General features: G+C 67.3%; 23 protein-coding genes. 9 read left to right on the top strand and 14 right to left on the bottom strand.

Going from position 1 to position 22,499, the window contains the following annotated elements; all coding sequences use genetic code 11:
• Positions 1-91 precede the first annotated feature (91 nt).
• A complete protein-coding gene (thiD, locus tag NE2_RS25215) occupies positions 92-937 on the bottom strand; it encodes a bifunctional hydroxymethylpyrimidine kinase/phosphomethylpyrimidine kinase (protein ID WP_030516602.1) in 846 nt (281 codons plus the stop codon).
• A 90-nt stretch (positions 938-1,027) separates the two neighbouring features.
• On the opposite strand from thiD, the gene NE2_RS36440 reads away from it, so the two are divergent.
• Positions 1,028-1,165 (top strand): hypothetical protein, encoded by a 138-nt coding sequence (locus tag NE2_RS36440; protein WP_167356779.1) that lies wholly within the window; start codon positions 1,028-1,030, stop codon positions 1,163-1,165.
• A 44-nt stretch (positions 1,166-1,209) separates the two neighbouring features.
• Here NE2_RS36440 and NE2_RS25220 read toward each other — a convergent pair whose 3' ends face one another.
• Positions 1,210-2,343 (bottom strand): epoxide hydrolase family protein, encoded by a 1,134-nt coding sequence (locus tag NE2_RS25220; protein ID WP_063030018.1) that lies wholly within the window; start codon positions 2,341-2,343, stop codon positions 1,210-1,212.
• A gap of 86 nt (positions 2,344-2,429) precedes the next feature.
• Between NE2_RS25220 and NE2_RS25225 the strand changes: the two genes are divergently transcribed.
• Positions 2,430-3,077 carry a TetR/AcrR family transcriptional regulator gene (locus NE2_RS25225; RefSeq protein WP_063030020.1) on the top strand — a complete coding sequence of 216 codons (648 nt, stop codon included), beginning with the start codon at positions 2,430-2,432 and terminating at the stop codon, positions 3,075-3,077.
• 9 nt (positions 3,078-3,086) lie between these two features.
• On the opposite strand, the gene NE2_RS25230 is transcribed toward NE2_RS25225, so the two are convergent.
• The gene (locus NE2_RS25230; protein WP_106958683.1) at positions 3,087-4,574 is read right to left on the bottom strand and encodes an FAD-dependent monooxygenase; all 1,488 of its coding nucleotides are present in this window, start codon (positions 4,572-4,574) and stop codon (positions 3,087-3,089) included.
• Positions 4,575-4,662: 88 nt separating this feature from the next.
• On the opposite strand from NE2_RS25230, the gene NE2_RS25235 reads away from it, so the two are divergent.
• A complete protein-coding gene (locus tag NE2_RS25235; RefSeq protein ID WP_063030024.1) occupies positions 4,663-5,301 on the top strand; it encodes a TetR/AcrR family transcriptional regulator C-terminal domain-containing protein in 639 nt (212 codons plus the stop codon).
• A 112-nt stretch (positions 5,302-5,413) separates the two neighbouring features.
• On the opposite strand, the gene thiC is transcribed toward NE2_RS25235, so the two are convergent.
• The 5 genes from thiC to NE2_RS25260 all read right to left on the bottom strand — a co-directional run bounded on the left by thiC (position 5,414) and on the right by NE2_RS25260 (position 12,340).
• On the bottom strand, positions 5,414-7,045 hold the full coding sequence (gene thiC / locus NE2_RS25240) for a phosphomethylpyrimidine synthase ThiC (protein ID WP_030516597.1): 1,632 nt from the start codon (positions 7,043-7,045) through the stop codon (positions 5,414-5,416).
• A gap of 217 nt (positions 7,046-7,262) precedes the next feature.
• Positions 7,263-9,194 carry an AMP-dependent synthetase/ligase gene (locus NE2_RS25245; RefSeq protein ID WP_307617956.1) on the bottom strand — a complete coding sequence of 644 codons (1,932 nt, stop codon included), beginning with the start codon at positions 9,192-9,194 and terminating at the stop codon, positions 7,263-7,265.
• A gap of 8 nt (positions 9,195-9,202) precedes the next feature.
• Complete coding sequence (locus NE2_RS25250) at positions 9,203-10,423, bottom strand: fumarylacetoacetate hydrolase family protein (protein ID WP_084494324.1); 1,221 nt, start codon at positions 10,421-10,423, stop codon at positions 9,203-9,205.
• Positions 10,381-11,589 (bottom strand): homogentisate 1,2-dioxygenase, encoded by a 1,209-nt coding sequence (locus tag NE2_RS25255; RefSeq protein ID WP_063030028.1) that lies wholly within the window; start codon positions 11,587-11,589, stop codon positions 10,381-10,383. Before NE2_RS25255 ends, NE2_RS25250 begins: the two co-directional genes overlap by 43 nt.
• A 124-nt stretch (positions 11,590-11,713) precedes the next feature.
• A complete protein-coding gene (locus NE2_RS25260; RefSeq protein WP_063030029.1) occupies positions 11,714-12,340 on the bottom strand; it encodes a TetR/AcrR family transcriptional regulator in 627 nt (208 codons plus the stop codon).
• 300 nt (positions 12,341-12,640) lie between these two features.
• Here NE2_RS25260 and NE2_RS25265 point away from each other — a divergent pair, with 300 nt between their 5' ends.
• Together NE2_RS25265 and NE2_RS25270 are read left to right on the top strand one after the other, a co-directional pair.
• On the top strand, positions 12,641-14,467 hold the full coding sequence (locus tag NE2_RS25265) for an acyl-CoA dehydrogenase (protein ID WP_063030031.1): 1,827 nt from the start codon (positions 12,641-12,643) through the stop codon (positions 14,465-14,467).
• 111 nt (positions 14,468-14,578) lie between these two features.
• Entirely contained in the window at positions 14,579-15,217 is a 639-nt protein-coding gene (locus tag NE2_RS25270; RefSeq protein ID WP_063030033.1) for a hypothetical protein, read from the top strand.
• Here NE2_RS25270 and NE2_RS25275 read toward each other — a convergent pair.
• From NE2_RS25275 to NE2_RS25285, 3 genes are read right to left on the bottom strand one after another with little or no spacing between them, the layout of a single operon-like run.
• Complete coding sequence (locus NE2_RS25275) at positions 15,198-16,064, bottom strand: exodeoxyribonuclease III (RefSeq protein WP_063030035.1); 867 nt, start codon at positions 16,062-16,064, stop codon at positions 15,198-15,200. The two genes, NE2_RS25270 and NE2_RS25275, sit on opposite strands and share 20 nt — an antisense overlap.
• 22 nt (positions 16,065-16,086) lie before the next feature.
• A complete protein-coding gene (locus tag NE2_RS25280) occupies positions 16,087-17,076 on the bottom strand; it encodes an N-acetylglutamate synthase, CG3035 family (RefSeq protein ID WP_063030037.1) in 990 nt (329 codons plus the stop codon).
• Positions 17,066-17,656 (bottom strand): peptide deformylase, encoded by a 591-nt coding sequence (locus NE2_RS25285; protein ID WP_063015231.1) that lies wholly within the window; start codon positions 17,654-17,656, stop codon positions 17,066-17,068. Before NE2_RS25285 ends, NE2_RS25280 begins: the two co-directional genes overlap by 11 nt.
• 126 nt (positions 17,657-17,782) lie before the next feature.
• Here NE2_RS25285 and napA point away from each other — a divergent pair, with 126 nt between their 5' ends.
• From napA to NE2_RS25305, 4 genes are all read left to right on the top strand, one after another.
• Positions 17,783-18,160: a nucleoid-associated protein NapA gene (gene napA, locus NE2_RS25290; RefSeq protein WP_030516587.1), complete on the top strand. Its 378-nt coding sequence runs from the start codon at positions 17,783-17,785 to the stop codon at positions 18,158-18,160.
• 54 nt (positions 18,161-18,214) lie between these two features.
• Complete coding sequence (locus NE2_RS25295; RefSeq protein ID WP_063030039.1) at positions 18,215-18,772, top strand: LytR C-terminal domain-containing protein; 558 nt, start codon at positions 18,215-18,217, stop codon at positions 18,770-18,772.
• A 116-nt stretch (positions 18,773-18,888) separates the two neighbouring features.
• Positions 18,889-19,578 (top strand): superoxide dismutase[Cu-Zn], encoded by a 690-nt coding sequence (gene sodC / locus NE2_RS25300; protein WP_030516585.1) that lies wholly within the window; start codon positions 18,889-18,891, stop codon positions 19,576-19,578.
• A gap of 13 nt (positions 19,579-19,591) precedes the next feature.
• The gene (locus tag NE2_RS25305) at positions 19,592-20,737 is read left to right on the top strand and encodes a glutamate--cysteine ligase (RefSeq protein ID WP_063030041.1); all 1,146 of its coding nucleotides are present in this window, start codon (positions 19,592-19,594) and stop codon (positions 20,735-20,737) included.
• Between the two features lies 1 nt (position 20,738).
• Here NE2_RS25305 and NE2_RS25310 read toward each other — a convergent pair whose 3' ends face one another.
• The 3 genes from NE2_RS25310 to NE2_RS25320 form a co-directional block, all read right to left on the bottom strand.
• Complete coding sequence (locus NE2_RS25310; RefSeq protein ID WP_063030043.1) at positions 20,739-21,143, bottom strand: hypothetical protein; 405 nt, start codon at positions 21,141-21,143, stop codon at positions 20,739-20,741.
• Positions 21,144-21,282: 139 nt separating this feature from the next.
• Entirely contained in the window at positions 21,283-22,059 is a 777-nt protein-coding gene (locus NE2_RS25315; protein WP_063030045.1) for an alpha/beta fold hydrolase, read from the bottom strand.
• A gap of 93 nt (positions 22,060-22,152) precedes the next feature.
• Positions 22,153-22,443 (bottom strand): hypothetical protein, encoded by a 291-nt coding sequence (locus NE2_RS25320; protein WP_030516580.1) that lies wholly within the window; start codon positions 22,441-22,443, stop codon positions 22,153-22,155.
• Between the last annotated feature and the right edge of the window lie 56 nt (positions 22,444-22,499).

Consider the following 22,499-nt stretch of genomic DNA (forward strand, 5'->3'; position numbering starts at 1 on the left):
AATCTCGGGGATCAGCCTTGGGCAGCGCTGCGTCCGACCTGTGAGCTTCCTGGGAGCGCGCCGGTTCGTCCGGCCTGGTCGTGAGGCGAATTCAGTTCTCGCGCAGCCGCCACAGCGGCGACACCGGACCGTGGCCGGCGCCGAGGTCGTAGGCATCCTTCAGGCAGCGCGTGGTCCACTCCTTGGCGAAGGCCACCGCCTCCGGCACCCGGTAGCCGTGTGCCAGGGCGCAGGCGGAGGCGGCGGCCAGGGTGTCGCCGCCGCCGTGATCGTTACCGGTCGTGATGCGGGGCGCGGTGAGCTCGTGGAAGCGCTCGCCGTCGAACAGCAGATCGGTGCTGAATTCGGAGGAGCGCAGGTGGCCGCCCTTGACGACGGCCCAGCGCGGGCCGAGTGCGATCAGCGCCTCGGCGGCCTTGCGGGCGGTGCGGTCGTCGGTGACGGCGATGCCGGTGAGCAGCCGCACCTCGTCCAGATTCGGGGTCACCAGCGTGGCGCGCGGAATGAGAACCGAGCGCAGTGCGTCCAGGGCTTCCGCATGCAGCAGTGGGTCGCCGTGCATGGAGGCCGCCACCGGATCGACCACCAGCGGCACCGTGCCGTCGCGTCCGATGCCGACCTCGTCACAGACCTGCGCCACCGCCTCGATGATGGCGGTCGAGGCCAGCATGCCCGTCTTGGCCGCTGCGACCCCGATGTCGCCCGTCACCACCCGCACCTGATCGGCGACGGTCTGCGGCGGGATCTCGTGGAAGCCGCTGACCCCCACCGAGTTCTGCACCGTCACCGCGGCCACCGCCACGCAGGCGTGCACCCCCAGCAGTGCCATGGTCCGCGAATCGGCCTGAATTCCGGCCCCGCCCCCGGAGTCGGTTCCGGCGATCGTCAGCACCCGGACCGGGGTAGCACCCGGTTCCGGCAACGGCAGCAGTTTCACCAGAAGACCCTACGACGCACTCCGATCGGACGCGCAGCGCGTACGGTCGGAGTATCAGGATCATTCAGTTCCTGCAAACAAAAGGAGCTTATGTCCGACAAATCTCCGCGTAGCACGATGTCCAAGAAGTCCGGAAAGTCGCTCAAGGAGAAGCGAGCGGAGAAGAAAGCCAAGGGTGTCACCCAGTCAGGGGTCGAGACCACCTTCGAAGGGAAGAAGCGCCGGTAGGGCCCGCGCTGAGCAGTCCGGTGCGACTGCTCAGCAGCCCGGACTCACCGCACTCGGGCGAAGAACTGCCGGATATCGCCGACCAGCACATCCGGCGCCTCGTGCGCGGCGTAATGTCCGGCCGCGTCGTTGGGGCCGCCGGTCACCGATCCCGCGTCGTAGGAATTCCAGCTCACGATGTTCTTGTGGTCACGCTCGGCGAACCGGCGGATCGAGCGGAAATCGCCGGCGAACATGGCCAGCGCGGTCGGGGTGGTGGTCGGCCCGTCCGGATGCGCGGTGGCGTGGGCGTTCTCGTAGTAGAACCGGATCGAGGAGGCCGCGGTGCCGGTGAGCCAGTACAGCGCGATATTGGCGATCACGAATTCCGGATCGAGGCTTTCACCGAAAAGCTGTGCGTTCCAGCCCAAGAGCCCCAGCGGGGAGTCACTGAGCGCGTAGGCCAGTGTCTGCGGTTGCTGGCTGCACAGGATGTTGAACGCCATCTTGTTGTCCTGGAACCACTGCAGGTGTGCCAGCGCCCCCAGGTCCTCTTCGGACAGTCCCTCGAATTCCGCCGGATCGCCGGAGGGGAAGGAGAACAACTGCGTCACGTGGACCCCCACCACGCGATCACCGGCCAGCCGGCCGATCTCCGGGGAGATCATCGACCCGCCGTCGTTGCCGATCGCGCCGAAGCGCTGGTAGCCGAGCCGATCCATCAGCTCCACCCAGGCCCGGGCGGTGCGCTGGGTGTCCCAGCCGGTGCTGCGGGTCGGGCCGGAGAAGCCGAAACCAGGCAGCGACGGCACGACCACGTGGAAGGCCGGATGGTCGGGGGATTCCGGTTCGGTGAGCGCCTCGATCACGTCCAGGTACTCCAGGACCGAACCGGGCCAGCCGTGGGTGAGGATCACCGGCAGGGCATCCGGCCGCGATGAGCGGACGTGCAGGAAGTGGATGTCCTCGCCGTCGATCTCCGCGCGGAACTGAGGATACGCGTTCAGCCGGGCTTCCGTTGCACGCCAGTCGAATTCGTTCAGCCAGTACTCGGCCAGCGCGCGCACCCGCTCGCCCGGCACACCGTAGGCGTCACCGACGCCGGGCAGCTCGTTCGGCCACAGCGCCCGGCGCAGCCGATCGGCGAGGTCGTCGAGGCGGTCCTGCGGGATGTCGATGTGGAACGGGTGGATGGTCATGATCGTCTCCCTCTGGAACGGAATGTTTCGTTCTGTTTAGACCGTATCAGAACGGATCATTCCGTTTCAAGTGCTACGCTGCGATCATGTCGAAATCAGCCGACGCCCCAGCTCACCAGGCGCTTCCCGGCCGCAAGGCGCAGGCCGCGCGCAACGACGGGATCATCCTCGACGCCGCCCGCGCGGTCTTCCTCGCCGATGCGACCGCGCCGATCTCGGCCGTCGCCGAACGGGCCGGGGTGGGGATCAGCGCGCTGTATCGCCGCTATCCGAGTAAGGAGGCGCTGCTGCGCACGCTCTGCTACCAGGGGCTGTGCCGTTACAACGCCGAGGGCGAGGCCGCGCTGGAGTTGCCGGCGGATGCGGACGTGCTGGCGGAATTCCTGCGCCGGGTGGTCGACGCCGATGTACATTCGCTGACCGTGCGACTGGCCGGGACCTTCACGCCGGACGAATCTTTCGCCCCTCAGGTGCGGCGCTCGGCGGAATTGAACGAGGAGATACTGCGCCGGGCAACGGTTTCCGGCGCCGTGCGCGACGGGGTGACGGTCGCCGACCTCAGTCTGGTGCTGGAGGCGTGCGCGGCGATCGTCCTCCCCGATCCCACCCGGACCACGCAACTGCGTCATCGCATGCTCGCCCTGCTGCTCGACGGTCTGCGCACCCCGGGCGAACTCCCCGGTCCCGCACCGCAACCCGAGGATTTCGCCGCGCGCTGGCAGCCCCGGAAGTAGCCGTCGAATTCACCGCGGTGCGGTATTCGGGCCGACCCAGGTGGTGAGCGCCGCGTTCAACCCGTCGGTGGTGGAATCGACTGCGGCCCAGGCGATATAGCCATCCGGGCGGATGAGGGTATGCGTGGGTGCCGGAACGGGCCCGAGGCCGGGAACGGTCCATTCGGCGCCCTGATCCTGTGCGCACACGATGTCCACCCGATCCTTCCAGTCGCTGATATCGGGCACCTCGGCTGCATTGCGCACCAACAGTATCGGGCGCCCCGGGCGCAGCAGTTCATGGACGCGGGCCGGGCCGTCGGCAGTCACGATGTCGGAATCCGGAACACGCCGGCCGCACAGCGGATGGTGGTCACCGCAGTCGTAGCGGATGTCGAGCGCGGTGATCATGAGGCCGAGGCGATGACGGACCCCGTCGATCGCGAGGAGGTCGGACATGCTGTCGCGCAACGCGTCCACGTGTGCGCCAGGTCGTGACAGCGCCGTCTGGGCACGCGTGTTCTGCAGTACCCGTGCGGCGATCGGCCGGCGTTCGGACTCGTAGGTGTCCAGCAGCGCGTCGGAGGCATTGCCGCGCAGGACGGCGGCCAGCTTCCAGCCCAGGTTGGCCGCATCCTGCAGACCCAGATTCTGGCCTTGGCCACCGGCCGGGAAATGGATGTGCGCGGCATCGCCGGCCAGGAACACGCGGCCGACGCGGTAGCGATCGGCCTGCCGGGCGGCGTCGCTGTAGTGGGTGACCCACCGCGGGCTGTGCATACCGAAATCGGTGCCGGCGAGTTCGGTGAATGCGTCGCGAAATTCGTCGAAGGTCAACTCGCTGCCCCGCTCGCGCACCCGGTCGTGGCACTGGGCGATCAGCCGGTACCACCCTGGCTCGAACTGGATCACAGAATAGTCGCCGGTCGCGCCCCGAGCGCCGAAGAACAACTCGGCAGGAGGAGCGGCGAGTTCGACATCGGCGATCATTCCCGTCACCGTCGCGTCGGTGCCGTCGAAGCCGATGCCCGCGAGCTTGCGCACCGCACTGCGCCCGCCGTCGCAGCCGACCAGGTAAGCGGCGCGGATAAGGCGGGGGTGGGTCCCGCCGACCTCGACCTCCACCCCGGAATCGTCCTGACGAAATCCCGTGACCGGCGAATCCCACTGGACGGGCGCGCCGGCCGCCGTCGCGTGACGGTCCAACTCGCGCTCGATCACCGACTGCAACACCGCGAGCGTGTACGGGAAGCGGGTGTGGAAGTCGCTGAAGTCGAGCGGAAGTCCGCCGAAATGCCCCCGCGGCAGAGTGCGTCCCTGACGCAGCAGCTCGTCGAGCAGGCCGCGCTGGTCGAGGATCTCCATGGTGCGCGCGTGAATACCTCCGGCCCGGGATTCGCCGGTGCGGGCCGGCAGCGCGTCCAGCAGTGCCACTTCGACCCCGGCCAGCCGCAATTCGTACGCCAGCATCAGGCCGGTAGGCCCGCCACCTGCGACGACTACCTCGGTTGTGTGCACGACCCGCTCCTTAACGTTGTTAAATCCTTAACGCCGTTAAGGACACCAGAACATTGTTAAGCTGTCAAGCAATCGACTGGGAGGTGCGATGAAACTCGACGCCAACGTCATCGGCGCGGCCGCGCTGGAGCTGCTGGACGAGACCGGGCTCGACGGGCTGACCATGCGCAAGGTGGCGTCGGCGCTGAACGTGCAGGCGCCGGCGCTGTACTGGCATGTCAAGAACAAGCAGGAATTGCTCGATGTGATGGCGCGCGCGGTCTTCACCGCCGCGGTCGACCGCGTGGAGGGGCCGCGCCGGGGCGAGCCCTGGCAGGACTGGATCACCGAACTGGCCGGCCGGCTGCGGCGTTCGATGCTGCGCCACCGCGACGGCGGCAGACTGCTCGCCGGCACCTACGTCAGCGACGAATCGATGTGGCGCACAATGGAATTGACGCTACGCACACTGGAGGACGCGGGTTTCTCCGCCGATCAGGCCGGGTGGGTCTTCCCGATCGTCCTGCATTACACGGTCGGCTTCGTGATCGAGGAGCAGGCGCGTACGGGTGCGGACTACGGTGGCGACAATCCCTACGCCCACCTCGACCGGGCGGTGGACCCCGATCGCTATCCGCGTACGGCCCACCTGGTCACCACGCTGTCCGCGATCGACCCGAACGACGAATTCGAGCACGGCGTTCGCGTGATCCTCACCGGAATCCGGACGCTCGCGAACGTCGAGTGATGAGCCGCGAGCGTGCGGCACATCTGCGGCGCCGACGCACGCCCTGGCGGCAGGCGGGCGTCGGCGCGCGCAGCGCAACGGCCGGACCGTTACGGCACAACAGCTTTCGCTGTCAGGACACGACCGGCAGATAGACCTTTCCACCGGCCTCGGCGAACTCGGCCGACTTCTCGGCCATACCGGCCTCGATCGCCTCCACGTCGGTGAGTCCCTGCTTCTCCGCGTACTCGCGCACATCGGCGGAGATCCGCATCGAGCAGAACTTCGGACCGCACATCGAGCAGAAGTGAGCGGTCTTGGCGGGTTCGGCGGGCAGCGTTTCGTCGTGGTACTCCCGCGCGGTGTCGGGATCCAGCGACAGCGCGAACTGGTCGTGCCAGCGGAATTCGAAGCGCGCCTTGGACAATGCGTCGTCGCGTTCCTGCGCCCGCGGATGCCCCTTGGCGAGATCGGCGGAATGCGCGGCGATCTTGTAGGTGATCACGCCGGTCTTCACATCGTCGCGGTTGGGCAGCCCCAGATGTTCCTTCGGGGTGACGTAGCAGAGCATCGCGGTGCCGGCCTGGGCGATGATCGCCGCGCCGATCGCCGAGGTGATGTGGTCGTAGGCCGGTGCGATGTCGGTGGCGAGCGGGCCCAGGGTGTAGAACGGCGCCTCCTCGCACAGCTCCTCCTCCAGCCGCACGTTCTCCACGATCTTGTGCATCGGGACGTGGCCCGGGCCCTCGATCATCACCTGCACGCCATGGGATTTCGCGATCTTGGTCAGCTCGCCGAGGGTGCGCAGTTCGGCGAACTGCGCCTCGTCGTTGGCATCCGCGATGGAACCGGGCCGCAGTCCGTCGCCGAGCGAGAAGGTGATGTCGTATTTCGCGAGGATCTCGCACAGCTCCGCGAAGTTCGTGTACAGGAACGATTCCTGGTGGTGGGCCAGACACCACGCCGCCATGATCGAACCGCCGCGCGAGACGATGCCGGTGACGCGCTTGGCGGTCAGCGGTACGTACCGCAGCAGCACCCCGGCGTGCACGGTCATGTAGTCCACGCCCTGCTCGGCCTGCTCGATCACGGTGTCGCGATAGATTTCCCAGGTCAGCTCGGTCGGATCGCCGTTCACCTTCTCCAGCGCCTGATAGATCGGCACGGTGCCGACCGGTACCGGCGAATTCCGCAGGATCCACTCGCGGGTCTCGTGGATGTTCTTACCGGTGGACAGGTCCATGATGGTGTCGGCGCCCCAGCGGGTGGCCCATACCATCTTCTCCACCTCTTCGGCGATCGAGGAGGTGACCGCGGAGTTGCCGATGTTGGCGTTGATCTTCACCGCGAACTTCTTGCCGATGATCATCGGCTCGCATTCGGGATGGTTGTGGTTGGCGGGGATCACGGCCCGGCCGGCGGCCACCTCGTCGCGAACCAATTCCGGCGAAACACCTTCGCGCGCAGCGATATACCGCATCTCGGCGGTGATCGCGCCGGCTCTGGCCCAGGCCAGCTGAGTGCGCGGGCCCGGCACGTCCGGTTCGGTCCAGCCGGCGCGGAGCTTCGGAAGTCCGGCCTCCAGGTCGATCGTCGCCGAATCGTCGGTGTACGGCCCGGAGGTGTCGTAGACGTCGAAGTGTTCGCCGTTGGTCAGGTTGATCCGGCGGACCGGGATGCGCAACGTCGTCCCGTCGGCGTCGATCTGCTCGTAGTGCTTTGCGCTGCCCGCAATGGGGCCGGTGGTGACATGGTTCGACGACATGTGAGCTCAATCCTCCCTACGCCGGCATTACCCGGTCAGGTTCGTACGGTCGACGGCCCTCGATCCGCTCGAATGGGCTAGCCGTCCTCTCAGCCCGCTGGTGCGAGCCCCCGTTGGCACGATGTGGTACCCGGCCGAGGGTACCGCGCGACCGTGGGGCGCGTCACTGCCCCAGCGATCGGACCCTGAATCGGACTCGGTGATCGAACCGGCCGTGCTACGTCGAATACAGTGCGTCGATCTCGTCGGCGAAGTCGCGCAGGACCACGTTGCGCTTGAGCTTGAGTGACGGGGTGAGATAGCCGTTGGCCTCGGTGAATTCGGTACGCAGCAGCCTGAACTTCCGGACCGCCTCGGCTCGGGATACGGCCGCGTTGCCGTCGTCGACGGCGGCCTGGATCGCGCTCAGCAGCTCCGGGTCGGAATCGAGGTCTTCGAGGGTGGCCTCGGAGGGTTTTCCGTGCAGCTGCTTCCAGATCGGGAAGTGCTCGCTGTCGACGGTGACCAGACAGGTGACGAAGGGTTTGGCGTCGCCGACGACAACAACTTCACCGATGATGGCGTGGCCTCGAATGCGGTCTTCGATCACCGCTGGGGCGACGTTCTTGCCGCCGGCGGTCACGATGAGTTCTTTCTTGCGGCCGGTGATGGTGAGGTAACCCTCGTCGTCGAGTGAGCCGATGTCGCCGGTGGCGAACCAGTCGTCGCGGAAGGTGTTCGCGGTGGCCACGGGGTTGTTCCAATAGCCGGGGAACATCTGGGGGCCTCGCAGCAGGATCTCGCCGTCTTCATCGATGCGAACCGTCGTGCCCGGCACCGGCTGGCCTACGGTTCCGATCTTCGGCCGGTCGTCCGGGTTGAAAGTGGCGATTCCGGAGGTTTCGGTCAGCCCGTAACCCTCCAGCACCGTGAAGCCGACGCCGCGGAAGAAGTGCCCCAGCCGTTCGCCGAGTGGAGCACCGCCGGAGAGGGCGTGCGTGGCCCGGCCACCGAGTGCGGCTCGCAGCTTGCGGTACACCAAACGGTCGAACAGCTGATGGCGTAAGCGCAGCCCCAGCGGGACGTGGTCGGTATCCAAGGCGCGGCTGTAGGCGATCGCCGTATCGGCGGCGATGTCGAAAATCCGGCCCCGGTGCGTCAACTGCGCCTGCGTGCGTGCCGTGTTGAAGACCTTTTCGAACACCCGTGGTACGCCGAGGATCAGCGTCGGCCGGAAGGTTCCCAGCTCTTCGGTGACGTTCTTGACGTCGCCGACATGACCGATCTTGATCGGCGCGAGCGCGGCGGCCACCTCGACGAGCCGCCCGAACACATGGGCCAGCGGCAGAAACAGCAGGACCGACGACTCGCCCGTGCGGAACAGCTGCGGCAGGCGTGCGGTCGCGTTGCTCAGTTCGCCGAGGAAGTTGCCGTGGGTGATCCGGCATCCCTTGGGCCGGCCGGTGGTGCCGGAGGTGTAGACGATGGTCGCGAGAGAGTCCCCGGCGATCGCGGAGCGCCGTTCGTCCAGCGCGACGTCGGTGACATCGGCGCCGGTTCGCACGAGGGTGGCGACCGCGTCCGCCTCGATCTCCCAGATGTGCGCGAGATCGGGCACCTGTTCCTGCACCTTGCCCACGACGGCCGTGTGCGCGGCGGTTTCCGTGATCACCGCGACGGCTCCGGAATCGGAGAGTATCCATTGCACCTGTTCGGCGGAGGACGTCTCGTACACCGGAACGGTGACGGCCGCGGCGCACCAGACGGCGAAATCGAGCAGTGTCCACTCGTACCGGGTGCGGGACATGATCGCCACCCGATCGCCCGGCTCGATACCACTGGCGATCAGGCCCTTGGCCGCCGCTCGCACCTCGGCGAGGAATTCGACCGCGGTCAGATCCTCCCATCGGGAGTCGCGTTTTCGAGCGATGACCGCGACGTCGGGACATTCTTCGGCGTTGCGGTGAACAAGGTCGCCGAGGGTGGCGCCGGGGGGAACTTCCTGTAGGGCCGGCAGGCTGTATTCGCGCATAGGTGCTCCTCGTAAGCCACGCTGCCGATGGTGTTCACCGCACCGAACGGATGAAGACGCGTTCCGTGCGCTGTGACGCCTCTCACATTGTAGTCGCGTTGCACAATTATCGGGTTGTGTCCGCCAGGACGGTGACACGCTGCCGATCAGCGGCGAGCGGGCAGGATCTGGCCGCTGACCTCGCCTAACGCCATAGGTGAGCCGCCGGGGCCAGGGGCCGTCGCGGTCAGCAGGACCGTATCCCCGTCGGCGAGGAAGGTCCGCTCGGCGCCACCGACTTCGACGGGTTCGGCGCCGTTGCCGGAGAGTTCGATGAACGATCCGCTCTGATCCCGGCGGGGACCGGAGATGGTGCCGGAGGCGAACAGGTCGCCGGGCCGGGTGCCGGCGCCGTTGGCCGTCAGATGGGCCAGCATCTGCGCCCCCGACCAGTACATCGCCCGATACGGTGGCGCACTCACCGGGACACCGTTCCAGTGCACGCGCACGTCGATGTCGAATCCCCAATCCTGTCGTCCCCGTAGATAGGGAAGCGGCTCCGGGGTTTGTTCCGGCAGCGCGATCCGGGCGGATTCCAGCGCGGCGAGCGGAGTGATCCACGCCGCCAGTGAGGTCGCGAACGATTTGCCGAGGAACGGGCCGAGCGGCTGTCCCTCCCAGGCCTGTATGTCGCGGGCCGACCAGTCGTTGACCAGCGCCACGCCGAAAACATGATCGGGGAACGCGTCCACCGCGATCGATGTCCCGAGCTCGGAACCGGCGCCGACGACGAAGCCGAGTTCCGCCTCGATGTCCAGCCGGGCGGACGGCGCGAATTCCGTCGCGCCCGAGCCGGTCCGGCGCTGTCCGCAGGGCCGGATCACCGGGGTGCCGGAGACCACCACGCTGCCCGCGCGCCCGTGATACCCCACCGGCAGGTGTCGCCAATTCGGCAGCAGCGGTTCGCCGTCGGGACGCAGGAACCGCCCGAGCCGGGTGGCGTGGTCGATACTCGCGTAGAAGTCCACATAGTCGCCGATCGCGATCGGGAGCTTCGATCGCACCGACGCGAGCGGATGGATCACCGCCGCGGGCAGTGGCCCACGCACCGCCTCCCGCAGCCGTTCGCGCACCGTGTGCCAACGCCGTGGCCCCTGGGCCAGGAAAGCGTTCAGATCGGGTCGCGCGAACGCCGAATCATCCAGCAACACAGCCAGATCCACGACATTCGAGCCGACCCGGACGCCGACTCGGAAATCGCCGCCGGACGGCGCGAACACCCCGTAGGGCAGGTTGTCCGGCCCGAACGGGGCATCGTCGGACACCTCCAGCCGGACCGTGGCGGTCACGCCCGCCCCGAACTCGGCCCGCGGCCCGACCAGGTCCACGCGTAATCCGGGTCCTCGCACGCCAGGGCGCCCTCGCCGAGCCCCAGCGGGCGGAAGGTGTCGACCATCACCGCCAGTTCGTCGGAATAGTCCACGCCGATACTGCGCTCGTAGGCGCCCGGCTGCGGACCGTGCGCATATCCGCCCGGGTGTACCGAGACCGATCCCGGTCCGATACCGGAACCGCGCCGCGCCTCGTAGTTTCCGCCGCAGTAGAACAGGATCTCGTCGGAGTCGACGTTGGAGTGGTAATAGGGCACCGGAATCGACAGCGGGTGGTAGTCGACCTTGCGGGGTACGAAATCGCAGATCACGAAGTTCGTCCCCGCGAAGGCCTGGTGCACAGGGGGCGGCTGATGGACGCGGCCGGTGATCGGCTCGAAATCGGCGATATCGAAGGTGTACGGGTACAGGCAGCCGTCCCAGCCCACCACGTCGAACGGATGATCGGCGTACACCATTCGGGTGCCGAGTATTTCGGCGCCGGGCCGATGTTTCACCAGCACCTCGACCTCGGTGCCGGACTCCTGCAGCGGCTCGGCCGGACCGTGCAGATCCCGCTCGCAGTACGGCGAATTCTCCAGGAACTGACCGAATGCGGACAGATACCGCTTCGGTGCGGTGATATGTCCGGTCGCCTCGATGATGTAGCCGCGCAGTGGTTCCGGGCCCTCCGGCCGCCAGCGATGCGTGGTCGCGCGCGGCAGCAGCACGTGATCGCCGGCGTGCACCGGCAGCCGCCCGAAGACGGTATCCACCACGCCCGATCCGGATTCGACGTAGACCAGCTCGTCACCGATCGCGTTGCGGTACAAGGGTGATTCGCGCAGCGCCGCAACATAGGAGATGCGCACGTCGTCGTTGCCGAGGATCAGGCGGCGGCCCGTCACGACGTCGGTCTGTGCGAGCGCGGACTCGGGGAACAGTTCGTGCAGCCGCAGGTGCCGGTGCCGCAGCGGATGGTTCGGCACGGTCCGGGGATTCGGCGGCCGCCAGACCGAGGAGTCGACGATCGCCGGCGGCAGTCCGCGGTGATACAGCAGCGACGAGTCGCCGGAGAAGCCTTCCTCGCCCATCAGCTCCTCGTAGAGCAGGTGCCCCCGTTCGTCACGATGCTGGGTGTGCCGCTTCGCCGGTAGGGATCCCAGTTGCCGATAGAACGCCATACCGCTCTCCCGCCGGGTCGCTGGTCGAATGGACGCCGATTTCCATTTTAGCTAGACCGATTGCCGGAGAGGGCGAACTTCGGTCGGCAGAAATACCAGTCGATCGGCGGTTTCGCGACCGCTCTCAGGCCGAGCGCAGCGCCCGGTAGACCGCCGCGCCGACGAAGGCGCCCAGATCCTGCGGGGTCCACTTGTCGCCCTCGGTCACCAGCGTTCGCACCGCGCCCTCACCGGCCGAAACCCACAACTCGACCAGTGCGGGCAGTTTGCGTTCCGCGTCGACGGTTCCCCACGCCTCCAGCGTGGGCCGCAACCGGCGGGTACAGCGCTCGACCGCGAAGTTGCGCCCGCGTCCGAACGAACCCGCCACCGCCGGATCGGGGTTGCCGTGCAGCAGTTTCCAGGTGTCGGGGCGTTTGGAGACCGTCTCCAGCAGGGCGCGGAAGCCCTCGACGAAAACCTCTTCGTCGGCCTCCACCCGGCGCGGCGGCAGGGCGTCCATGATGCCGGCCAGCAGCAGCCCCTCCTCACGCTGGATGAGGGCGTTGATGAGTTCGACGCGATCGGCGAAGCAGGCGTAGACCACCGGCCGGGTCACGGTCAGGCGTTCGGCCACGGCGGCGATGGTGACGGCCGCGATCCCCTCGTCCGCCGCGATGCGCAGCGCCGCATCCAGAACCTGCGGGCGGCGGCGTTCGGGGCCGAGATGCTGGGCCCGTTGACGCGGTCGTACCGCGGATTCCGAAGCCATGGCGAACAAGATAGCAGTGGTAGAGGGCGGTTATGCCGGTCGCATCGCGCCGGCGGAGGGCAGCCGCGGGGGCGAGTCTCGGCCGATCGGGGATGCCGAACGGGATATCGAACGCGAGCACATTCCGAGCAAATTGCCGCGAGGCTTACCGCGATTGGGAAAAGTGAATCGCGGATGGACTGGTCCGCCGCATAAGTTACCCCGAATTCTCTAGTCTCGGCCGGTTACGGTTGCGTAAGTGAACGCGGGTACGGCAACCTCCGACGGAGAACATCCCACGATGGCGAGGAGGCCCTGAGCGTGTCGCACTACAAGGCGAACCTTCGGGATATCGAGTTCAACTTGTTCGAGGTGTTGGGAATCGGTGCGCTGCTGGAGGCCGGCGCGTACGGCGATCTGGATACCGAAACCGCACGCGGAATGCTCACCGAGGTGCAGCGGTTGGCGGAGGGGCCGGTAGCCGAGTCGTTCGTCGACGCCGATCGCAATCCGATCTCGTTCGACGCGGCCAAGCACGAGGTCATCGTGCCGGACCCGCTGCGCAAGACGGTCGCGGCGGTCAACGAGGCCGGCTGGTCCGGACTGGGTATGCCCGAGGACATGGGCGGTGTCGACGCCCCGTCGCCGCTGATCTGGGCCATTCAGGAAATGCTCGTGGCGGCGAACAATTCGGCGAGCTTCTTCAATATGGGCCCGCTCATGCACCAGGTGCTGTACCGCGAGGGCACCGAGGAACAGCGGCGGTGGGCCGAGCACGCCTGGGAAAACCGCTGGGGCGGAACGATGGTCCTCACCGAACCCGACGCCGGATCGGATGTCGGTATGGGCCGCACCAAGGCCGTTCAGCAGCCCGACGGGACCTGGCACATCGAAGGGGTGAAGCGCTTCATCTCCGGTGGTGACGTCGGCGATACCGCCGACAACATCTTCCACCTCACCCTGGCGCGGCCCGAGGGCGCGGGCCCGGGTACCAAGGGCCTGTCGCTGTTCGTGGTGCCGAAGTACCTGTTCGATTCGCAGACAATGGAATTGGGCGAGCGCAACGGCGTGCTGGTGACCAACCTCGAACACAAGATGGGCATCAAGTCCTCGCCGACCTGTGAGCTGACCTACGGTGGCGACAAGCCCGCGATCGGTTACCTGGTCGGCGACGTGCACAACGGCATCGCCCAGATGTTCAAGGTCATCGAGAACGCTCGCATGATGGTCGGCGTGCTGTCGGCGGGAACCCTGTCCACCGGATACCTGAACGCGCTGGAGTACGCGAAGTCTCGCGTACAGGGCGCCGATCTGACCCAGATGGCCGACAAGACCGCTCCGCGCGTCACCATCACCCACCACCCGGACGTCCGGCGCAGCCTGGCGCTGCAGAAGTCCTATGCCGAGGGTCTGCGGGCGCTGTATCTGTATTGCGCGTCGTATCAGAACGACGATGTGGCACAGGCGAATTTCGGCGCCGACCCCGATACCGCGGCGCGGGTCAACGACCTGCTGCTGCCGATCGTCAAGGGCGTCGCCTCGGAACGGGCGTACGAAACCCTCACCGAGTCGCTGCAGACCTTCGGTGGATCGGGATATCTGCAGGACTACCCGATCGAGCAGTACATCCGCGACGTCAAGATCGACTCGCTGTACCAGGGTACGACCGCGATCCAGGCGCAGGACTTCTTCTTCCGCAAGATCGTTCGCGACAAGGGCGTGGCGCTCGCCCATGTCGCCGGACTGGTGCAGCAGTTCGTCGAGAGCGAGCCCGACTCCCTGAAGGCGGAGAAGACGCTGCTGGGCGCCGCGCTCGCGGATGTGCAGGCGATGGCGACCGCGCTCACCGGCTATCTGGTGGCCGCGGCGCAGACGTCGGAGGAGATCTACAAGGTCGGACTCGGTTCCGTGCGCTTCCTGCACGCCGTGGGCGATCTCGTCATCGGCTGGCGGCTGCTGGCGCAGGCGCAGGTCGCGCAGGCCGCGCTGGCCGGACAGCCGGCGGAGAAGGATCGGCTGTTCTACGCCGGAAAGGTCGGCGTCGCATCGTGGTTCGCCAAGAACCAGCTGCCGCTGCTGAGTGGTGTGCGGGCCGTGGTGGAAAACCTCGACACCGACATCATGCAGCTGGAGGAGGGCGCCTTCTAGGCTCGAAGCCCACACCGCGCACACGGCCGGCCGGGAAATCCCGGCCGGCCGTGGCGTATTCGTGTCCGACTCGCCCGCGTGCGGTACCCGAATGCGGGTACAACTGTCGGCATGGTGTTCCCGATGGCCTTCGGCTGGATCCAGGCATTGCTGGCGGTGCTCTTCGTCGTCGCGATCGCGATGCTGGTCACGGCCGTGCTGCGCGCCCGGAAAGCGGGCTGGCGCGGCCATATCGGGCGCGGCGCGAGCGGGCTGGTGGTGCTGCTGGTGGCGGTCGTCCTGCTGTGGGCGGTGACCCTGCTGCAGACCTACCTCGGGCTGACCGGCGAGGTGAAGGCCGCGCACGTCGTCGCGAAAAGCGTTGCGGGCAAAGACCATACCCTCGATATCGAGCTCACCCTCTACGGCGACGGCCATCACGACGAGACGCATCAGACCTATCGGATCGAGGGCGATCTGTGGGTGCTACAGGCCGATATCGTGGAATTGGAGCCGTGGGTCAACGCGCTCGGATTCCATTCCGGCTACAAGGTGACCCGGCTCTACGGCCAGCGGCTCGACGGTGCCGCGGTGAGTCAGCACCAGACCATGCTGGGCGGCGGCGACGGCGACTTCTTCACTGATATGCGCGATCACAGCTGGTACACCGAACCGTTCATCCGCTCGGCCTACGGCAATGCGGTGATCGCGATGCCCGGCAGCTACGACGTCTACATCTCCCACGACGCCATCAAGACCCGGCAGAGCTGACCTCCGGTCCCGGCTGCTCCGAAAGCGCCGGAGAGTTCGAGAATTCGACCACCACGGGCGCATGATCGCTGGCGCCCTTACCTTTTCGTTCCTCGCGATCGACCCCGGCATCGACGGCGCGGGCGCTCAGCGCGGGTGAGGCGAGGACGAAATCGATGCGCATACCCTCCTTGCGCGGAAAGCGCAGCTGGGTGTAGTCCCAGTAGGTGTAGACACCCGGACCCGGGGCGAACGGGCGCATCACATCGGTGAATCCCGCCGCCACGACGGCGTCGAACGCGGCCCGCTCCGGGGCCGAGGTGTGCGTCTTGTGCGCGAAGAATTCCGGCGACCACACGTCGTCGTCGGTGGGTGCGATATTCCAGTCGCCGCACAGCGCGATCTGCGCCGACGGGTCGGCCCCCAACCAGGCCATACCGGAATCACGCAGGGCCGCAAGCCATTCCAGCTTGTAGGTGTAGTGCGGATCGGTCAGTGTGCGCCCGTTGGGTACGTACAGACTCCACACCCGGACGCCACCGCAGGTGGCGCCGATCGCCCGTGCCTCCACCACCGGCGCGCTGATCAGCGAGGCCCCGGCGTCCTTGTCGAATCCGGGCTGGCCCGGGAAGGTGACCTCGACCTCGTCGATGCCCACCCGGGAGGCGATCGCCACCCCGTTCCACTGACTGAAGCCGGTGTGCACGACCTCGTAGCCGGCCTCTTCGAACCGCTCGGCCGGGAACTGGTCGTCGCGGCATTTGGTTTCCTGGATGGCCAGCACATCGATATCGGCGCGGTCCAGCCACGACACGACCCGATCCACTCGGGATCGAATCGAATTCACATTCCAGGTGGCCAACCGCATGAAACGAGGTTAGTCGGCGGGTTCACTCGCGGCGGTGGCGGCCCGCGTCGGGGTCCGGGGCGGCGTAGCGGTAGTTGTGGTGGTCCACGAAGCCCATTTCCCGGTACATCGCGAGGGCGGCGTCGTTGTTCGCCTCCACCTGGACGTAGGCGTGCGTGGCGCCGCGCTTGTAGCCCCAGTTGATCAGCTCGGCGCACACGAGGGTGCCCAGGCCGTGGCGGCGGTGGGGTGCGGCGACCGCGAGACAACTCAGGCCGATCCAGTGGCGGCCGTCGGGGGCGGTGGTCAGGGCGCCGCGGCCGATCGCCAGCGGAGTCGGCAGGCCCAGCGCGGCGAAACCGAGTTCACCGTCGCGGACCGCGGTGAGCACGTCGGTATCGGGCAGCGGCGCGGCCACGTCGACGGTGTCCTCCCCGCGGTGCCGGTGCAGTTCCAGCCAGGCCGGGTGCGGCCGCTCGTCGATGCGGACCATCGACGGACCCTGCGGCAGTACGAAAGTGGCGATATCGATGCCGAGCATCCTCGTCTCGCCCCAGGTGCGCCAGCCCGGCGGCACCGGCGCCAGGCGGTCGGGGAGCCGAAGCTGCAGCGGCAGACCGTGTTCGGTGTACCACTCGCCGATGCGTTGCAACGTGCGCATGTCGAGGGCGGCGTTGCGACCGGATTCGCCCAGTGGCACAGCGGAATTCGCGCGATGGCTGTATCCGTTGCCGGCACTGCACAACCAGCCGTCGAACCAGGCCCGCTCGAGGCCGGGCCAGCCGTCGATCGCCGCCGCTTCCAGCGCGCGGATCTCACCGATCCGGATCGGGCGCGGCCCCAGTGCTTTCATCGCCACCACCCGATCGGGTGCGATGGTCACCGTGGTGCCGTCGGCGGTGCGGAGCTGCACCGGATCCGGTGAGACGAGTTCGCCGATCACGTCCGTGAACTGCTGCGGATAACCCTCGGGCAGGCGGTACCGCACCACCACGCGGCGCCCGAGCGGGATATCGGGACGGTCAGTCGTCATGCCCGAACGGATCCGGCACCTCGCCCGGCACCCAGCTCAGACCCGGTGTGCCCCAGCCGTTGCGCTTGATCGCCTTCTTCGCGGCGCGGGCGTTGCGGCCGATCAGCACATCCACATAGAGGAAGCCGTCGAGGTGGCCGACCTCGTGCTGGAGCATGCGGGCGAAGAAACCCTTGCCCTCGATGGTGACCGGCTCGCCGTGTTCGTCGGTGCCGGTGACCCGCGCCCAGTCCGCGCGGCCGGTGGGGAACTGCTCACCCGGAACGGAGAGGCAGCCCTCCTCGTCGTCGTCGGGATCGGGCATGGTTTCGGGGATCTCGGAGGTTTCCAGCACCGGGTTGATCACCGCGCCGCGCCGCCGCTGCACCGAACCGTCGGGCTGCACGTCGGGGCAGTCGTAGACGAACAGGCGCAGCGATTCACCGACCTGATTGGCGGCCAGCCCGACTCCGTTGGCGGCATCGAGGGTTTCGTACATGTCCGCGATCAGGCCGGCGAGCTCGTCCGGCGACTGCGACACCTGCCGGGTCGGGTTGTGCAGCACCGGATCGCCGACGATGCGGATCGGGAGAATCGCCATGGTGGCACACTTTACGCGGCGCCGCGTGTACGGCCCGACACGCCGTACGACGCCTCGGTGAACGGGTGTGCCGCGTGGTTGAATGACGACGACTGTCGTCCGTTGTTGATTCGGCGAGGGAGCGATATGGACAGCGCAGCGGCCCGGAATCTATCCGCAAGCGAGGACAGCTCCGCGAGCGAAGAGATCGTGGCAGTGGTCGAAGGCGCCTCCGGCGCGGTGGTCGAGGGCGCCCCCGAGGGGGTTGCGGTCGACGGTCTCACCCGTCGCGAACTCGACATCCTCGATTTCGAGCGCAAGTGGTGGAAGTACGCCGGTGCCAAGGAAGAAGCCATCCGGGAGCTGTTCGCCATGTCCGCCACCCGCTACTACCAGGTCCTCAACGCCGTCGTCGACAAGCCCGAGGCGCTGGCCGCCGATCCGATGCTGGTGAAACGGCTGCGCCGGTTGCGGGCCAGCCGGCAGAAATCGCGGGCGGCGCGGCGGCTGGGCTTTCAGGTCTGATCGGCGGATGTCCGATGCGCGCGCCCGCTCATTCCTGCGACTAGGGTCGACACCGTGAGCAACCCGAATCCGCCCTCCGGTGGACCGCCGCTGCGAGCACTCGCGATGGTGCTGATCGCGCTGGCCATCGTCTTCGCGGGCCTCGGCGCGATGGCGCTGTCGAACTCGAGTTCCGACTCCGCTGCCGCGGAGACCTCGTCGGATACCGAAACGACGGCCGCCCCGGTCACCACCACCCGCGCCGCCACGACGGCGGCGGCCACGACCACCGCGGCGCCGACGACCACGCTCACCACGACCACCGCGGCGGCGACCAGCACGACGGCCGGTGTGGACAAGACCGTCCCGGTCCGGGTGCTGAACAACAGCACCGTCGCCGGCCTGGCCTCCCGCACCGGGAGCCAGCTCACCGCGGCGGGCTTCGACGTCACCGAGACCGGTAACTATCCCGGCGGTGTGATCGCGAAAACAACTGTCTATTACGGAAATTCCCCGCACGAACGGGAGACTGCCCAGGCGATCGCGAATGAACTGGGAGTATCGGCCGAACCGCGTTTCGCCGGAATCGCGGACTCGCCGCCGGGCATCATCGTCATCGTCACCGGTAACTAGAACCCAACCGAGCCCCACCAGTGCGGTGCATAACGGCTCTGGCATCATCTTGTCCGGTAAGGAATCTGTTCAACCAGCACTACTCGTAAACTCGGTACTCGTAAAGGAGTTCTCCGATGGCCCCCTCCGCAACCCGTCGCCCCTCCTGGCGGACTGTGACCCCGATGCTGGCGATCGCGGCTTTCGGCCTGGTCGCGTGCAGCAACAGCCAGGAGTCGAGCGACGTCAAGGGGACCACCCCGCCGGTATGGACCGGTAGCGCCGGTCCGGCGGAGAACTCCGGCACCGGCGCCGAGCAGAACCCGCCCTCCGGCGATTCGGTCTCGGTGCAGTTGAAGGACCCCTCCGGCGCGCAGGTCGGCACCGCCACCATCGCCAAGTCCGGCGACAAGCTGCAGATCACCGTCGACGCGCACGGCCTGCAGCCGGGCTTCCACGGCCTGCACATCCACCAGAACGGCAAGTGCGAGCCGAACTCCACCGCCCCGTCCGGCGGCGCGCCGGGCAACTTCCTGTCCGCCGGTGGCCACCTCCAGGTGGGCGAGTCGAACGCTCATCCCTCCAGCGGCGATCTGACCTCGCTCGAGGTCGGCAAGGACGGCACCGCGAAGCTGGTGACCACCACCGACTCCGTGACGCTGGACCAGGTCAAGGGCAAGGCGCTGATGATCCACGCCGGCGCCGACAACTTCGGCAACATCCCGAACCGCTACCTGCAGGCCAACGGTGGCGCGCCCGGACCCGATGCCGAGACTCTGGCAACCGGCGACGCGGGCGGCCGGGTCGCCTGCGGCGTCATCGGGTAAGAGCGGATTCGTCATGGGTGGGGCTGGCTCTCGAACGGTTCCCTGGAACGGCTCGCCCCGCCCGACGCTGGGCGTCGAATGGGAGATCGCGCTCGTCGACAAGCAGACGCGCAATCTCTCCAATACGGCCGCCGCGGTCTTCGATCAGATCGGTGATCTGCGGGCGCCCAACGGCCCGCCGCATGTCACCAAGGAGCTGCTGAAGAATACGGTCGAACTCGTCAGCGGTGTCCATGACACCGTCGGCGAGGTGGTCGACGAGATGCACGCCACGATGGACACCGTGCGCGCGGCCGCCGACAGGGTCGGTGTGGACCTGTTCTGCGCGGGCACCCATCCGTTCGCCCAGTGGTCGACGCAACAGCTGACTCGCTCCGAGCATTACGACGAGCTGATCAGCCGCACCCAGTGGTGGGGCCGCCAGATGCTGATCTGGGGCGTGCACGTGCACGTGGGAGTCTCGCACCCGGAGAAGGTCTTTCCGATTCTCAACACGCTGCTGCTCTCGTATCCGCATCTGCTGGCGCTGTCGGCGTCCTCACCGATGTGGGCCGGCATCGATACCGGGTACGCGAGCAATCGCGCGCTGATGTTCCAGCAGCTGCCGACCGCCGGCTTGCCGTTCCAGTTCGAGAACTGGTCGCAGTTCGAGTCTTTCGTGCACGACCAGATGAAAACCGGTGTGTTCGAACAACTCGGCGGGATGCACTGGGATATCCGCCCCGCGCCGAAATGGGGGACCATCGAGGTCCGCGTCTGCGACGGCATCCCCAGTCGCTTCGAACTTTCCGCACTCGTCGCCCTGATCCACTGCCTGATCGTGGATCTGGATCGCAGGGTGGAGGCGGGGGAGACCATGCCCACCCTGCCGCCGTGGCATGTGCAGGAGAACAAGTGGCGCGCAGCGCGTTACGGCCTGGACGCGATCATCATCACCGACTCCGACAGCAACGAGCGGCTGGTCACCGACGATCTGATGGATCTGCTGGATCGGTTGCAGCCCACCGCGAAGCTGCTGCAGTGTGAGAACGAGCTCGCGCGGGTGCCCGATATCGTCGAACGCGGGGCGTCGTATCAGCGGCAGCGGCGAGTGGCGGCGGCCGCGCAGGGCGATCTGGTCGCGGTGGTGGACGCGCTGGTCAAGGAATTGAACAGCTGAGTCAGCGGTCCTCCGGCGCGGCCGGGGTGATGGCGGTGCCGGCCAGCAGCAGGGCGGCGATCAATTCGGTGAGATGGGTACGGGTGGCGCGGAATTCGCCACGAATCCACGCCGCTACCAGCTCCAGCGTGCCGCTGACGACGGCGTAGGCGGTCATATCCAGGTCGAGCGGGGCGGCGGCCGGGTCGGGCGGGCGTAGTTCCCGCACCACCGCGGCCATGGCGGCCGCGATGTCGCGCTGAGTGCTGAGCCGGCCGCTCTGCAATGCGGCATCGGAATGGGACGCCAGCACCAGCGCTTGGCGTCGCGGGTCCGCGGCGAGGAATCCGAGCGCGGCATCGGCGGCGGCACGGACCTGTTCGTGCAGATCCGGTCCCGCGGTGACCGATACAGCCTTGGCGCGCAACCGGCGCCGCTACCGCAAGCTGGTCTCGAAATACAAAGGAATGGGCCTGAATTCGTTCGCTCCAGACCTGATATCCGCCCGACGCTGACCAATTCCTGCCCTCGAATCGCCTCCCCGACAGCACCTTTCGAGACAGCAGCTATTCGTGTCCGACCGGTAGGAAGCGGGCGACCTGCTCGTCGGCGAGAAAGTCGAGCAGCAACCGGTTCACCAGCTCGGGCTTTTCCAGAGGTAGAGCGTGCGAAGTCCCGGGAACGACGGCCAGTTGCGCATCGGCGACGGTGCGGGCGAGCAGTGCGCTGTGCTCGACTCGCACCCAATCGCCGTCACCCTGCAGGAAAAGTGTCGGTGCCGTGATGCGGGCGATGTCGCCGAGGGGAATCTCCGGCTCCTCGCGCCACATTCGCATGATCTTGTCGTAGACCACGGGGAAGTGGTCCGGGCCGTCCGGGGACAGCGGTGCGTGCAACCCTTCGAACATGGCACGGGTGCCGGCGTCCTCGGCAAGATCGTCCAATGCCGCCCGCGACGACGGCCACTCGCCGTCCAGTGACAAATACTGGCCGATCACCACCAATTTGCCGACCAGCTCCGGTCGCGCGATGGCAACCAGCGCCGCCACCGCGCCCCCGTCGCTCCACCCGATCAGATGGGCACCGCGCAGCGCCATGGCGTCCAGCCAGGCGGTCGTATCCTCGGCCATCGCCGCATAGGTGATCGGCCCGGGCACATCGGCGGTCCTGCCGTGTCCGCGCCGCTCCGGCACGTACACCCGATAGTGCCGAGCCAGCTCGCCCACCTGCTGTCCCCACGATTCGGCCGTCCCGAGCCCACCGTGCAACAACACCACCGGCTCACCGTCCCCGTGCACCTCGTAGTAGGTCCGCAACCCGCCCGCGTCGATGTATTCACCCATGCGTGCAGTCTGGCCCGAGGGCCCGCGCGCGTCTCGCGCCTGCCCAGCTTGCGACGTATCTCACCGGTTCGGAGCCACGGCAACGCCTTTCGGTCAGCGGTGGAATTCGCGCCAGGCCTTCTGGGTGTCGGTGAGCTTCGGGCGGGGCGTGCGGTTGCGGAAGAAGTTCACCACCATCGTCACCGGAACGATGAACGCGTGAAAGAAGATCAGGTACGAGCCGCCGTCGAAGAGAAAGGCGAGGTAGAAGGCGTAGCCGAGGAAGATGCCGCCGAAGATGCCGTTGAAGGATCGTGACGCGCTGCTCTGCCCCTGCTTCACCGACGCCATGGCGATCATGACGATCCCGCTGATCGCGAGCAGTGCGACATACCAAGTGAACATGGCTCGAACTCTGGCAGCGCGCCCCTGGTGATCGCTTACGGAAAGGTTGTCGCGGC

Origin of the sequence: Nocardia elegans NBRC 108235, assembly GCF_001612845.1 — a bacterium.
GTDB lineage: Bacteria > Actinomycetota > Actinomycetes > Mycobacteriales > Mycobacteriaceae > Nocardia > Nocardia nova.